Below are 13,609 nucleotides of genomic sequence, written 5' to 3'. Positions count from 1 at the left end.
CGCCGCCCGACGACGCCCGGCAGGTGCATCCGAACCCAAGGCAAGGACGAAGACCCATCGTGACGCTGCTGCAGTCCTCCCCCACCGACACCCTGGACGTGCGCGCCCCCCGGCGGGAGCCCGACACCAGCGGCCTGGTCTCCACCGACCTCGTGCGCGTCTACCTCAACACGATCGGCAAGACTGCTCTGCTGACCGCGGAGCAGGAGGTGGAGCTGGCCAAGCGGATCGAGGCCGGCCTCTACGCCGAGCGCCTGCTCGCCGAGCAGGAGGGCCTCACCCCGGCCCGCAAGCGCGACTACAAGATCCTGGCCACCGACGGCAAGGCGGCCAAGGCGCACCTGCTGGAGGCCAACCTCCGGCTCGTCGTCTCCGTGGCCAAGCGCTACACCGGCCACGGCATGACGTTCCTGGACCTCATCCAGGAGGGGAACGTCGGCCTGATCCGTGCCGTCGAGAAGTTCGACTACACCAAGGGCTTCAAGTTCTCCACCTACGCCACCTGGTGGATCCGGCAGGCGATCACCCGCGCCATGGCCGACTCCGGCCGCACGATCCGGCTGCCCGTCCACCTGGCCGAGCAGGTCAACAAGGTGGTCCGGACCCGCCGGCGCATGCACCAGGAGCTGGAGCGCGAGCCCACCGCCGAGGAGCTGGGGCTCGAGCTGGACCTGCCCGAGGAGCGGATCACCGAGCTGCTCGAGTACAGCCGCGACCTGGTCAGCCTCGACCAGACCGTCGGCGCCGACGAGGAGTCCCGCCTGGGCGACTTCATCGAGGACGCCGACGCCGCCGTCGCGGAGGACGCCGTGGCCTTCCAGATGATGAAGGGCGACGTCCGGAACGTGCTGTCCACGCTGGAGGACCGCGAGCGCGACGTCGTCGTCCTGCGCTTCGGCCTGGACGGCGGCCAGCCCCGCACCCTGGAGCAGATCGGCAAGCAGTTCGGCCTCTCCCGCGAGCGGGTCCGCCAGATCGAGCGCGAGACGATGGCCAAGCTGCGCGACCCGCAGCGCGCCGACGCCCTGCGCGACTACCTGGCCTGAGGCAGGACCCGCTCCGGCGGGGGCCGACCAGCGCGCCACCACGAGAGCCCGTCCCCGACCAGGGGACGGGCTCTCGTCGTCGCGGGGACCGGCCACGATCAGGGAACCTGATCATGGCGCCTCCTCCCTCACCGTCGGCGATGAGGGAGGACGCTGCCAGGTGAGGGAGGACGGTGCGCTCGGCCTACCCGGCGCAGCCGGAGGCGGTACCACTGCGGCGAGGTCCGGTTCAACGGCCAGCCCAGCCCTGCCGTGTCGGCCGGCTCGACCGACAGCACGTCCCACCCGGGGAACGCGGCCTCGACCTCGGCACGCGTCACGCCCCCGACGGACGACCGCATCCGGGTGGGGCCGAAGGCGAGCACCAGCAGCGTCGCGCCGGCGTTCGCGAGCGCCGAGACGCCTACGCCCTCGGCCTGCCGGCCGGCGGCCCCCAGACCCTGGAAGCAGCCGACGTCGAGGAAGAGGTCGAAGGAGCCCACGTCGGCCGCGGGCAGGTCCGTCACGTCGCCCACCACGAACCGGGCCCCGGGGACGGCGCCACGCCGGGCCGCCTCGACCGCCCGCGGCACGGCGTCGACGCCCACCGCCTCCCAGCCCCGGCGCGCGAGCTCGTGCGTGTACAGGCCGCGCCCACAGCCCAGGTCCAGCGCTCGTCCGGGCGTGGTGGGGCGGTCGGCCTCCTCGCGGGCCAGCAGGGCCCGGGTGCTCGCGGCGGCTGCGACGGCGTACCGCTCCCACGGTGTGAACCCCACGCGGTAGGCGAAGGCGTACCTGGTCATCACCGACCTCCGGTCGCACGGCGGCCCCGTCCCGGGAAGTGCAGCAGCCGCGCCCCCCGCTGACCACCACCCGGCGCGCGCTGTCGGCGCCCCGGGCCCGCACGCCCGGCCGGGACGGCGACCGCTACACCGGTGAGCGCATCCTCCGCGGGCCGGGGTCGACCCGGGCGGTGGGCGGACCGATGCGGGCGGTGCCGCCGGCCACCACGAGCGACCGGCCCCCGTGCCACGGGTTCCTCGGGCCCACGATGACCGGCTCGAGCTGCAGGTGCAGCACCTCGGGCATGTCGTCGGCGAGGCGGGCCACCCGCAGGAGCAGATCCTCGAGCGCCTCCACGTCGACCGGCTCCGCGCCCTTGTAGCCGTCCAGCAGCGGCCAGGCGCGGGGCGCGCGGACGAGCTCGGCCGCGTCCAGGTCGGTGAGCGGCAGCGTGCGGTACGCCCGGTCGCCGAGCAGGTCGGTGGCCACGCCCCCCACGCCGAAGCTGACCAGCGCGCCGAACGACGGGTCGTCGACGATCTCCACCACGGTGGCCACCCCGGGCGCGGCCATCTGCTGGACGATCACCGGGTCGCCGGCCGGGATCGCGGCGTAGCCGGCACGGACCGCGTCGGCGTCGGTGAGGTCGAGCCGCACCCCGCCGAGGTCGGACCGGTGCCGCAGCCACGGGGCCGTCGACTTCAGGACGACGGGGTAGCCGATCTCGTCCGCGGCGGCGACGGCGTCCTCGGCGCTGGTCACCGTCCGCGTCGCGAGGACCGGGACGCCGTAGGCCCCGAGCAGCTCGATCAGCTCGTAGTCGATCAGCTCCCGCCCCCCGGCGCCCTCGGCGAGGACGCGGCGGACCAGGCCGCGGGCGGCCGCTTCGTCGACGTCGGGCAGATCGGGGACCTCGCCGACCGGGCGGCGGCGCCAGCGGCCGTACTCCACCACCTTGGCCAGCGCGATGACCGCGCGCTCGGGGGTGCTGTACGAGGGCACCGAGCCGCGGGCCGGCATCCCGTGCTCGTCGAGCACCGCGAGCTCGGGCGGGATGCCCTCGGCGGAGAGGAAGCTGGCCACGATCGGCTTGCCCGATGCGGCCGAGACCTCGCGCAGCGCCGGCCCGTACTCGGCGGAACCGGCCATCAGCGGCGGCAGGAACACCGCGATCACCGCGTCGACGCCCTCGTCGTCGACGGCGGCCTGCAGCGCGGCCCGGAACTCCTCCGGGCTCCCGGCGACCCCGATGTCCACCGGCGCGTCGCGCGCCAGCTCCATGCCCTCCTCGAGGACCGCGTCGGCGACGAGGACCCCGATGGCGGTGGAGTTGCCCACGACCGCCACCCGGGATCCGGCGGGCAGGGGCTGGTGGGCCAGCAGCGTGCCGACGTCGAACAGCTGGGCGACGGTCTCCACGCGGATCACCCCCGCCGAGGCGAACAGCGCCGCCACCGACTGCTCGGGCACGGCCACCGACGTGCCGGCGAGGCCCGGGGTGACCCCGACGTGCCGGCCGCTCTTCACCGCGACGACCGGCTTGGTGCGCCCGACGGTGCGGGCCAGCCGGGCGAACTTGCGCGGGTTGCCGAAGCTCTCCAGGTGCAGCAGCACCACCTCGGTGCCCGGGTCGGTCGACCAGTACTGCAGCAGGTCGTTGCCGCTGACGTCGGCGCGGTTGCCGGCCGAGACGAACGTGGACAGCCCGATCCCCCGGCTGCGGGCCCGCTCGAGCAGCGCGACGCCGAGCGCGCCGGACTGGGCGAAGAACCCGACCCGGCCACGGCCGGGCACCATCGGCGCGAGGCTGGCGTTCAGCCGCACCTCCGGATCGGTGTTGACCACGCCCAGGCAGTTGGGCCCGACCACGCGCATGCCCGACGCACGGGCCGCGGCGACCAGCCGGCGTTCGGCCTCACGCCCCTCCGGCCCGGCCTCGCCGAAACCGCCGGAGATCACGACCAGCCCGCGAACCCGCTTGCGCCGGCAGGCCTCGACCACGCCGGCGACCTCGTCGGCCGGCACGGCGAGGATCGCCAGGTCCAGGTCGTCGGGGATGGATTCGATGTCGGCGTAGGCGGGGACGCCGCGGACGTGCCGGGCGCTGGGGTTGACCGGGTACACCGGCCCGGCGAACCCGTAGTCCAGCAGGTGCCGGAGCACCGCGTTGCCGATCTTGCCGGCGTCGTTGCTGGCGCCGACCACGGCCACCGAGGAGGGCGTCAGCAGCCGGGCGATCGACCGCGACTCGCTGCGCTGCTCGCGCTCGTAGGCGACCGCGAGCGCGTCCTCGGTCTGCTCGATGGGGAAGGTCAGGTGGACGACGCCGTCCTCGTAGGAGCGCTCGGCCTTGTACCCCGCGTCGCGGAACACCCGCACCATCTTGCTGTTCTGCGCCAGCACCTCGGCGACGAAGCGCTTGATGCCCCGCTCCCGGCCGGCGGCGGCGAGGTGCTCGAGCAACACCGAGCCCAGCCCCCGCCCCTGGTGGGCGTCCTCGACGAGGAAGGCCACCTCGGCGTCGTCGGTGCCGGGGTACCGGTCGTAGCGGCCGACGGCGACGACCTGGTCGCCCAGCAGCACGACGAAGGCGACCCGGTTGTCGTGGTCGACGTGGGTGAAGCGGTGCAGGTCGCGCTCGGACAGCCGCTTCATCGGTCCGAAGAACCGGTAGTAGCGCGTCTGGTCGCTGCTCCGCTCCATCAGCCCGTTGAGGCCGGCGGCGTCCTCCGGGCAGATCGGCCGCAGGTGCACCGTGCCGCCGTCGGCGGCGACGATGTCGGCCTCCCAGTGCGGCGGCGGGGTCGGGTTCTGCTGCTCGTCGGTGCGGGGCTGCTCAGTCACGGGGGTCGTCCGGGTCCAGGCCGAAGTAGGGGAAGCTCGCGCGGCGGGTGCGCATGATCGCCCGGTCGACGCGGGACTCGGTGAAGGGGTCCCAGCGGGAGAAGCCGGTGTAGCCGCCCTCGGTCATGTGCGTGGGCGGCCGCGCGCGGAGGCCGCGGCGCACGACGTCCTCCCGCCACGACTCGGGGATCTCCGTGGCCGGGTCCAGTTTCGCACCGCCCGCCTCGGCGATCAGGTGGGTCCAGGCCCGGGGCACGCAGCGCACGAGGCCGTAACCGCCACCGCCGAGGGCCACCCAGCGCCCGTCGCAGATCTCGTGGGCCAGTTCATGCATGGCCCTGTAGCTGGCGCGCTGCCCGTCGACGGTGAGCGCGAGGTCGGCCAGCGGGTCCTCGTGGTGGGCGTCGCACCCGCACTGGGTCACGATGATCTGCGGCGCGAAGGCCTTGAGCACGCTGGGCACGACAGCGGTGAACGCCCGCAGCCAGGACGAGTCGTCGGTGCCGTTGGGCAGGGCGAGGTTGACGGCGCTGCCCAGGGCCTTGTCGGGGTCGCCGGTCTCCTCCGGGAAGCCGGTGCCCGGGAAGAGCGTGAGCGGCGTCTGGTGGATGCTGACGGTGAGCACCCGGGGGTCGTCGTAGAACGCGGCCTGGACGCCGTCGCCGTGGTGGACGTCGAGGTCGACGTAGGCGATCCGCTCGTACCCCTGGCCCAGCAGCCAGGCGATGGCGATGGCGGCGTCGTTGAAGACGCAGAAGCCCGAGGCGGCCCCCCGCATGGCGTGGTGCAGCCCGCCGGAGATGTTCACCGCGTGCTGCGCGGCGCCGCTGTGCACCTGCTGGGCGGCGAGCACGCTGCCGCCGGTGATCAGCGCCGCGGCCTCGTACATCTCCGGGAAGATCGGGTTGTCCGGCGTGCCCAGACCGTGGCCGACACCGGGATCGGCCGGCGCCTGACGCACCGCCTCCAGGTAGAGCGGGTCGTGGACGAGGGTGAGCAGGTCCTCGCCGGCCGGCTCCGGTGCGAGCACCCGGAGCCGGTCGCTGGACAGCAGGCCGAGGCCGTCGGCCAGACGCATCGTCAGGTCCAGCCGCACCGGGTGCAGCGGGTGGTCGCCCCCCATCGTGTAGCCGAGCAGCGCGTCGTCCCAGACGACGGCGACCGAGTCGCTCACGGCACCTCCCCTCCCGGCGCACCCGGCCGGGCGCGGCGGCTCGGTCGCCGACGCTACCGGGTCCCGCGGTGCCCGGTACGTCGGCGAGACCACTCGCCGGTGGTCCGGTACCGGGCCTCCGGCCCCGTAGACTGGCTGCCGACACGGAGGAGACCTGTGAACGACCTCATCGACACTACCGAGATGTACCTCCGGACGATCTTCGAGCTGGAGGAAGAGGGCATCGTCCCGCTCCGGGCCCGCATCGCCGAGCGCCTGCACCAGAGCGGCCCGACGGTGAGCCAGACGGTCGCCCGGATGGAGCGCGACGGCCTCCTGACCGTCGAGGGGGACCGGCACCTGCAGCTCTCCGAGGAGGGCCGCCAGCTGGCCACCGCGGTCATGCGCAAGCACCGGCTCGCGGAGTGCCTGCTCGTCGACGTCATCGGCCTGGACTACGCAGACGTCCACGAGGAGGCCTGCCGCTGGGAGCACGTGATGAGCGAGGCGGTCGAGCGCCGCCTGCTGTCGCTGCTCGGCAACCCCACCGTGTCGCCGTTCGGCAACCCGATCCCCGGGCTGGACGCCCTGCGCGGTGACGAGCCGCTGGGTGGTGAGACCTCCGCGGTGCTCGACTCCCTGACGCTGCTGTCCACCACCGCCACGACCGAGGGCCGGCCGGTGGTGATCCGCCGGATCAGTGAGCAGCTGCAGGAGAACGCCGAGCTGCTGCGGGCGCTGGCCGACCACGGGGTGCGCCCGGGCGTCTCGATGACCGCCCAGCTCGTCGACGGATCGGTGAGCCTGGACGGCTACGTGCTGCCCACCGGTGTCGCCCAGCACATGTTCGTGAGCGCCGTCGACGAGGAGCTGACCCCGCTCGAGGCCGCGCCGCGCCTCTGAGCCGAGCGGATGCAGGAGGGGGCGTGGAGGAGCACGTGGCGGCTCCGCGGGCAGCCGAGGTGTTCCTCGTGCGGCTGCTGCCCCGGCCCGGCGGGGCGCTGCTGCACCGCCTGCGGGTGGCCGGGGCGTTCGTCTGCGGGCTGACGTGGGGCGTGCTGCCCGCACCGTCGGTGCACGACGTCGTGGTGACCCGCCGGGACGACGGCACGGAGGTGCTGCGCTTCCCGGCCGGTGACCCGTTCGCGGCCGGGGACATGCTCCGGGCGGTGGACACGGAGCTGGCGACGACGGGCCCGGATGAGTTCCTCCGGGCCTGGGACGTGCGCTGACGCACAGCGGGGCGCCGACCGGCTCACTACGGTGAGGCGGTCCCCCGCTGCCGCGCGAGAGAAGGCCCTGGTGAGCTCGTCCGCTCCGGCACCCGCCGACACCGCTCCCGAGCCGGCACCCACGCCGTTCCACCGGCTGGCCGACTTCACCGCGCTGCCGCGGCTCGGCGCCCTGGCGCTCTCGCCGGACGGGACCCGGCTGGCGGTCTCGCTGCAGACGCTGGACCGCGAAGGCAAGAAGTGGCAGTCGGCGCTGTGGGAGCTCGATCCGCAGGGACGCCGCCCGGCCCGCCGCCTCACCCGCAGCGCGCCCGGCGAGTCCGCCCCCGCCTGGGCGCCGGACGGCTCGCTGCTGTTCACCTCGGCCCGGCCCGACCCCGGTGCGGAGCCGGCGGCCGAGCCGACGCCGGCGCTGTGGCGGCTGCCCGCCGACGGGGGCGAGGCCCGGCCGGTGCTGGCCCGACCGGGTGGCATCGGCTCCTTCGCCGTCGCCGCCGACAGCGGGGACGTCGTGGTCGTCTCCGCGACCATGCCCGGGGGCTCGGCGCCCGACGCCGACGAGGAGCGGCGGAAGGCCCGGAGCGAGGCCGGCGTCTCCGCGATCCTGCACGAGGCCTACCCGGTGCGGTACTGGGACCACGACCTCGGGCCGGCGGCTCCGCACCTCTTCTGGGCCGGCCGGCTCCCGGCCGAGGAGGAGCCGGTCGGCAACCCACCGGTGGAGCTGCGCGACCTCACCCCGGACGCGCCCCCACCGAACGGGTCGGGCGACGACATCGCCCTCTCCCCCGACGGCCGCCTGCTCGCCCGGGCGGAGGAGGTGCCCGACGGCCCGGCCGGTCGGCGCACCCGGCTGGTGCTCACCGACACCGGCTCCGGTGACACCCGGGTGCTCGTCGACGACCCGCTGGCCGACGTCCACTCCCCGGCGTTCGCCCCGGACGGCGCCCGCCTGGTCTGCGTGCGCGAGGCGATGTCCTCCTACGCCGAGCCGCCGGACTACACGTTGCTCCTGGTGGAGGTCGCCGACGGCGCCGCCCGGGAGCTGACCCCTGACTTCGACCGATGGCCGAGCGCGCCGCAGTTCTCCGCCGACGGCACCGCCGTCTACTTCCTCGCCGACGAGGACGGCCGGCACGCGCTGTTCCGCACGCCGCTCGACGGCGGCGACCCCCTCCGGCTGACAGGGGACGGCGCCTACAGCGACCTGCAGGTCGCCCGTGACGGCAGCGCCCTGTACGCCCTGCGGTCGGCGATCGACTCGCCTCCGCTGCCGGTCCGCCTGGACCCGGCGGCCCCGAGGCAGGACCCGGAGCCCCTGCCGAGCCCGGTGGCGATCGACCGGCTGCCCGGGACGTTGCACGAGGTCGAGGCGACCGCACCCGACGGCACCCGCGTGCAGTCGTGGCTGGTGCTGCCCGACGGGGCCTCGGCGGACGCGCCGGCGCCGCTGGTGCTCTGGATCCACGGCGGGCCGCTGATGAGCTGGAACTCGTGGTCGTGGCGCTGGTGCCCGTGGGTGCTGGCGGCGCAGGGCTACGCGGTCCTCCTGCCCAACCCGGCCCTCTCCCAGGGCTTCGGCCAGGACTTCGTGCGCCGCGGCTGGGGCGAGTGGGGTGACGCCCCCTACACCGACCTGATGGCGGCGGTGGACGCGGCCGAGCAGCGGCCGGAGATCGACGAGACCCGGACGGCGGCGATGGGCGGCTCGTTCGGCGGCTACATGGCCAACTGGGTGGCCACGCAGACCGACCGGTTCAAGGCGATCGTCACCCACGCCAGCCTGTGGAACCTGGAGCAGTTCACCGGCACCACCGACGCCGCGTACTACTGGGAGAAGGAGTGGGGCGACCCGTGCACCGAACCCCGGCGGTACGAGCAGCACTCTCCCCACCGCTACGTGGACCAGATCCGCACTCCGGTGCTGGTCATCCACGGCGACAAGGACTACCGGGTGCCGATCGGTGAGGCCCTCTCGCTCTGGTACGGCCTGCAGAAGCGCGGCGTCCCGTCGAAGTTCCTCTACTTCCCCGACGAGAACCACTGGGTGCTGACGCCGGGGAACCGCCGGGTCTGGTACGAGACGGTGCTCGCCTTCCTGGCCGAGCACGTCCGCGGGGAGCAGTGGCGGCGGCCAGAGCTGCTCTGAGGAGCGTCGCACGGCTCACACCGGCGGACGGCTGCCGCCGTCGGCGTGCGCCCGCTCCAGCAGGTCGCGCAGCCCCGCCGGCGGCAGGCAGGCGTCCAGCGCCTGCCGGAGCAGGTGCGCGAGGGTGTGCTCGGGATCGCTGTCCAGGGCCCGGTCGAGGGCGATGCCGGCCATCGCCCCGTCGCCGCGCAACCAGGCGCTGACCGCCAGCAGGGTGGCCGGGGCGGTGTCGAGCGGCGCGGGCAACCGCCGGGCGCACTCGGTCCAGAGCACCTCCGCCGCTGCGGCGTCGGCACCGAGGGCCAGCTGCAGGGCGCGGTCGCGCACCCGCACGTCGCGCAGGGCCCAGCCCAGCGCGGCGAGCTCGTGCTCCCCGAGCGGCTCCTCGCCGGACGGACCTGGCCGGCACCGGGCGACCGCCCGCCGCACCGCGGCCCACGACTCCTCGGCCAGCGCCGCCCACCCCACCTCCTGGAGCCGGGCCGAGCGCTCCTCGGCGGCGCGGAGGCAGGCGGCCCGCATACCGCCACCCGACCCGGGGGGAGCAGCGAGGCGCTCGGCCAGCGCCGCCCGGTCGGGAGCCACCACCTGCCCGGTGCAGACGGACGCCGCCGCCAGCGCGCTGACCCCGCCGGGCAACGGCGTCCCCGCCGACGGCGCGCAGCAGGCGTGCGGGCAGTCGTAGGACCACCAGCGCCCGCGCCGGACGAGCAGCACGTCGCGCGGGGCGATGCCGGCCGCGTCCAGGGCCAGGACGAGTTCGTGCACCAGTGCCCGGTGCGGCAGGAGCCCCACCGGCGGGTCGTCCGGGCCGGTGTCGTCGGGCGCCTTGGAGACCACCACGGCCACCGCCGCCTCGGGCCGGTCGCTGCGCAGGCTTCCCACCAGCAGCCGCGCCGTCCGGGCAGCGTCGCCGTCCCGGGGCAGGTCGCCCCGGACGGTCAGCCCGACCCGCCCGCCCGACGGGCCGCCCAGGCCGATCAGGACCACCGACTCGGCCGGGTGGAAGCCCAGCAGGTGCGGCAGCGCGGCGGCCACCTCACCGGGGTCGGAGAGCCGGATCTCCAGCTGGTCGGCGGGTTGCTGCGCGGTGGGGACGTCCATGGGCATCGACCCTGGGGCGCCCGGACGTCGGCGGACAGCACCCGGCGGGTCCTGTGGACGGCGACCGGCGCTGTGGATCCGCCGGGCGGCGTGGTCAGCCCAGCGCGTCGGCCTGGGTCTCGTAGGCCTGCTCGAGCAGCTCCGCGAAGGCCGCCGGGTCGGCCGGTGCGGCGCCGCCGAACCCGGTGTCCAGGGACACCAGGAGGAGCAGCCGGTCGTCGTCCTCCACGGCCGCGACCAGCGTCGGCACCGCCACCTGCGAGCCGTCGGGTGCGGCGATCGTGGTCGTGTACCGCAGGAGGGCCGCGCCATCCCCCAGGTCGGCCACCGGGAGCTGCTCGAAGGTGATCGTCGCCTCCCCGATCTGCGGGGAGGCCAGGCGCGCCTCGGGGCACCGCTCGGCGGCGTCGGCCAGCTGCGCGACGGCGTCCTCGACCGGACCGCCGCGCACCAGCATCTGCACCGTCGTCGCCGACCCGGTCGTCGCGCTCTGCGCGGCGACGTCCTCGAACGCGTCCAGGGCCGGCTGGGTGCCGTCGACGGCGGCACGGCAGTTCTCCGGTGTGACGGTCACGTCCGCCCCGCCGCCGACGATGCCGGAACCGACGCGCAGCTGCTCCGGGGAGAGGGCCAGCACGGTCGCGTCGGGCCCGAAGGCGTCGGCGGGCAGCAGCCCCGAGGCGAGGTCGGGTTCCTCCGTCGCCTGCGCCGACGACGCCGCCGCGGACGACGCCGACGAGGCGGCGGCCGCGGTGCGGTCCGAGGCGTCCCCGCCGCCGCAGCCGGTCAGCAGCACGACGGCGGCCGACCCGGCGACGAGGGCGCCGGGCAGGCGGCGCCGGCCGGGGACGCGGTGCGCGGAGGTCATGGCGACGACGCTAGTCGGCGGGCGCCGCGCCGGCCCTCACATCCGGTGCTGGATCGCGGTCCGCGAGGCCAGGACGGGCCGCACGTGCTCGGCGATGACCGCCAGGTGCACGGGGTCCTGCGCGTAGCGGCGGAAGGCCTCCTCGTCGGGGAACTCGGCGATCAGCACGGTGTCGGCGTTGCCGTCGACCAGGTCCGCGTCGTCGGCCACGACCAGCGACGTCATCCCGCCGACCGTGCGCCGCAGCCCGCGCAGCGCCTCGATGGTCTGCGCCCGCCGCTCGGCGTCGGCGTCCGGGGACCAGGTGAAGAGCACGACGTGACGGATCATGCGGGAACTGTGCCAGGCCCGGCGTCGACCGGCCGGGTGGTCCGGCTACCGGCTGGTAGCCGGCGCCCGGTGCGCGGTCGTTAGAGTCCGCTCCATGGGACGGTCGTTGCGCATTGCACTGCTGTCCTACCGCAGCAAGCCACACGGCGGCGGCCAGGGCGTCTACGTCCGGGCGCTCTCCCGCGAGCTGCGCGAGCTCGGCCACCGCGTCGAGGTGCTCAGCGGTCAGCCCTACCCCGAGCTCGACGAGGGGGTGCCGCTCACCCGGGTGCCGAGCCTGGACCTCTACCGAGAGCCCGATCCCTTCCGCACCCCGCGCCCGTCGGAGATCCGCGACTGGGTCGACGTGGCGGAGTGGGCCACGATGTGCACCGCCGGGTTCCCCGAGCCGCTGACGTTCACCCTCCGCGCCGCCCGCCACCTGATGCCCCGGCGGGACGACTTCGACGTGGTGCACGACAACCAGTCGCTGGGCTACGGCCTCCTCCGGCTGGTGCGGGCCGGCGTGCCCACGGTGGCGACGGTGCACCACCCGATCGCCATCGACCGCGACCTCGAGCTGGCCGCGGCCCCGACGCTGCGCCGGAAGCTCACCCTGCGCCGGTGGTACGCCTTCACCCGGATGCAGGCGCGGGTGGTCCAGCAGCTGGATGCCGTCACCACCGTGTCGGAGAACTCCCGCCGCGACATCGCGGCGCGCATGGGGCTGGCGCCGGAGCGGATGAGCGTCATCCCGGTGGGGATCGATCCCGGACAGTTCACCCCGCCACCGGCCGAGCAGCCCCGTGAGCCCGACTCGATCCTCGCGGTCACCAGCGCCGACGTGCCGCTCAAGGGGCTGGTGCACCTGCTGGAGGCGCTGGCCAAGCTCCGGACGGAGCGGCCCGTGCGGCTCACCGTCGTGGGCAGCGCCCGGCCCGGCGGTCCCGCCGAGGCGGCGCTGGACCGGCTGGGGCTGCGCGACGCCGTGCGCTTCACCGGCCCGGTGCCCGAGGCGGAGCTGATCCGGCTCTTCCAGCGGGCCACCCTGGTGGCGATCCCCTCCCTCTACGAGGGGTTCTCGCTGCCCGCCGTCGAGGCCATGGCGTGCGCGACCCCGCTGGTGACCACCGACGCGGGTGCGCTGCCCGAGGTGGTCGGCACGAAGGCGGGGCTGCGGGTGCGCGCCGGCGACGTCGGCGAGCTGACCGCCGCCCTGCAGCTGGTGCTCGACTCCCCCTCGCTGGCCGAGCAGCTGGGGCGCGCCGGCCGCCGGCGGGTCCTGGACACCTACACCTGGCGGGCCACGGCCGAGCGCACGGCCCAGTGGTACGCGGAGACGCTGGACCGGAAGGGAACCCCGTGCTGACAGTCGACTACGACCGGCTCGACCTGCGCCCGGGGATGACCGTCCTCGACCTGGGCTGCGGCGAGGGGCGGCACGCCTTCGAGGCCTACCGCCGCGGTGCGCGCGTGGTCGCCGTCGACTGGGGTCAGCACGAGGTCGAGACGACGAAGCGCTGGCTCGGCGCGATCGCCGAGGCCGGCGAGGCCCCGGCCGGTGCCCGCTTCGAGGTGGTGCGCGGTGACCTGCTGCACCTGCCCTTCCCCGACGCGAGCGTCGACCGGGTGATGGCCTCGGAGGTGCTGGAGCACATCCCGGACGACGCCACGGCGGTGGCCGAGATCTTCCGCGTCCTCAAGCCCGGGGGCCGGGTGGCGGTGACCGTGCCGCGCTACGGCCCCGAGCGGGTGTGCTGGGCGCTGTCGGACGAGTACCACGCCAACGAGGGCGGCCACATCCGCATCTACCGCGGGGAGGTGCTGCGCGCCCGCCTGGCCACCGCCGGCCTGGTCCCGGGGGCGAGCCACCACGCCCACGCCCTGCACGCCCCGTACTGGTGGCTCAAGTGCGCCGTCGGTGTCGAGAAGGACACCGCCGCGGTCCGGGCCTACCACCGGTTGCTCGTCTGGGACCTCACCACCCGCCCCTGGCTCACGCGGGCGCTCGAACGCGTCCTCGACCCGCTGATCGGCAAGAGCTTCGTCGTCTACGCCGACAAGCCGGCCGGAGCCGGCGCGGCCGCGGCGGCCGGGCTGGACCGGGAGCGGTCCGCTGCGGCGCGCTGACCGGGGCGGCCC

General features: G+C 75.2%; 12 protein-coding genes. 6 read left to right on the top strand and 6 right to left on the bottom strand.

The window, feature by feature from the left end:
• The first annotated feature begins 59 nt into the window (after positions 1–59).
• A complete protein-coding gene (gene sigB, locus ACI79S_RS02835; RefSeq protein WP_456580410.1) occupies positions 60–1,046 on the top strand; it encodes an RNA polymerase sigma factor SigB in 987 nt (328 codons plus the stop codon).
• 128 nt (positions 1,047–1,174) lie between these two features.
• Here sigB and ACI79S_RS02830 read toward each other — a convergent pair whose 3' ends face one another.
• The 3 genes from ACI79S_RS02830 to ACI79S_RS02820 all read right to left on the bottom strand — a co-directional run bounded on the left by ACI79S_RS02830 (position 1,175) and on the right by ACI79S_RS02820 (position 5,826).
• Entirely contained in the window at positions 1,175–1,828 is a 654-nt protein-coding gene (locus ACI79S_RS02830; protein WP_456591927.1) for a class I SAM-dependent methyltransferase, read from the bottom strand.
• Positions 1,829–1,952: 124 nt separating this feature from the next.
• The gene (locus ACI79S_RS02825) at positions 1,953–4,652 is read right to left on the bottom strand and encodes a bifunctional acetate--CoA ligase family protein/GNAT family N-acetyltransferase (protein ID WP_456591926.1); all 2,700 of its coding nucleotides are present in this window, start codon (positions 4,650–4,652) and stop codon (positions 1,953–1,955) included.
• Positions 4,645–5,826 (bottom strand): acetoin utilization protein AcuC, encoded by a 1,182-nt coding sequence (locus tag ACI79S_RS02820; protein WP_456591925.1) that lies wholly within the window; start codon positions 5,824–5,826, stop codon positions 4,645–4,647. The genes ACI79S_RS02825 and ACI79S_RS02820 overlap by 8 nt, the downstream gene beginning before the upstream one ends.
• A gap of 156 nt (positions 5,827–5,982) precedes the next feature.
• Here ACI79S_RS02820 and ACI79S_RS02815 point away from each other — a divergent pair, with 156 nt between their 5' ends.
• From ACI79S_RS02815 to ACI79S_RS02805, 3 genes are all read left to right on the top strand, one after another.
• Complete coding sequence (locus ACI79S_RS02815) at positions 5,983–6,708, top strand: metal-dependent transcriptional regulator (protein ID WP_456591924.1); 726 nt, start codon at positions 5,983–5,985, stop codon at positions 6,706–6,708.
• Between the two features lie 23 nt (positions 6,709–6,731).
• Positions 6,732–7,037, top strand: a complete 306-nt coding sequence (locus ACI79S_RS02810; RefSeq protein ID WP_456591923.1) for a hypothetical protein — start codon at positions 6,732–6,734, stop codon at positions 7,035–7,037.
• A gap of 70 nt (positions 7,038–7,107) precedes the next feature.
• Positions 7,108–9,186, top strand: a complete 2,079-nt coding sequence (locus tag ACI79S_RS02805) for a S9 family peptidase (RefSeq protein WP_456591922.1) — start codon at positions 7,108–7,110, stop codon at positions 9,184–9,186.
• 15 nt (positions 9,187–9,201) lie between these two features.
• Here the strand turns inward: ACI79S_RS02805 and ACI79S_RS02800 are convergent, their stop codons facing one another.
• The 3 genes from ACI79S_RS02800 to ACI79S_RS02790 all read right to left on the bottom strand — a co-directional run bounded on the left by ACI79S_RS02800 (position 9,202) and on the right by ACI79S_RS02790 (position 11,488).
• Positions 9,202–10,290 carry a DUF4192 domain-containing protein gene (locus ACI79S_RS02800; protein ID WP_456591921.1) on the bottom strand — a complete coding sequence of 363 codons (1,089 nt, stop codon included), beginning with the start codon at positions 10,288–10,290 and terminating at the stop codon, positions 9,202–9,204.
• Positions 10,291–10,384: 94 nt separating this feature from the next.
• Positions 10,385–11,158 (bottom strand): hypothetical protein, encoded by a 774-nt coding sequence (locus tag ACI79S_RS02795; protein WP_456591920.1) that lies wholly within the window; start codon positions 11,156–11,158, stop codon positions 10,385–10,387.
• A 36-nt stretch (positions 11,159–11,194) separates the two neighbouring features.
• On the bottom strand, positions 11,195–11,488 hold the full coding sequence (locus ACI79S_RS02790; RefSeq protein WP_456591919.1) for a Dabb family protein: 294 nt from the start codon (positions 11,486–11,488) through the stop codon (positions 11,195–11,197).
• 94 nt (positions 11,489–11,582) lie between these two features.
• Here ACI79S_RS02790 and ACI79S_RS02785 point away from each other — a divergent pair, with 94 nt between their 5' ends.
• On the top strand, positions 11,583–12,836 hold the full coding sequence (locus ACI79S_RS02785; RefSeq protein WP_456591918.1) for a glycosyltransferase family 4 protein: 1,254 nt from the start codon (positions 11,583–11,585) through the stop codon (positions 12,834–12,836).
• Positions 12,830–13,597, top strand: a complete 768-nt coding sequence (locus ACI79S_RS02780; RefSeq protein ID WP_456591917.1) for a class I SAM-dependent methyltransferase — start codon at positions 12,830–12,832, stop codon at positions 13,595–13,597. Before ACI79S_RS02785 ends, ACI79S_RS02780 begins: the two co-directional genes overlap by 7 nt.
• Positions 13,598–13,609 lie beyond the last annotated feature (12 nt).

It is taken from the genome of Blastococcus sp. SYSU DS1024, from assembly GCF_054050795.1.
The sequence above is the reverse complement of the archived record's forward strand: the minus strand, read 5'-3'. Positions and strand labels throughout refer to the sequence as shown.

What these genes read in the sequence shown, in the direction of transcription:
- ACI79S_RS02830 (WP_456591927.1), bottom strand. Translation starts at nt 1,828, where the DNA reads ATGACCAGGTACGCCTTCGCCTACCGCGTGGGGTTCACACCGTGGGAG.
- ACI79S_RS02800 (WP_456591921.1), bottom strand. Translation starts at nt 10,290, where the DNA reads ATGGACGTCCCCACCGCGCAGCAACCCGCCGACCAGCTGGAGATCCGG.
- ACI79S_RS02795 (WP_456591920.1), bottom strand. Translation starts at nt 11,158, where the DNA reads ATGACCTCCGCGCACCGCGTCCCCGGCCGGCGCCGCCTGCCCGGCGCC.
- ACI79S_RS02790 (WP_456591919.1), bottom strand. Translation starts at nt 11,488, where the DNA reads ATGATCCGTCACGTCGTGCTCTTCACCTGGTCCCCGGACGCCGACGCC.
- ACI79S_RS02785 (WP_456591918.1), top strand. Translation starts at nt 11,583, where the DNA reads ATGGGACGGTCGTTGCGCATTGCACTGCTGTCCTACCGCAGCAAGCCA.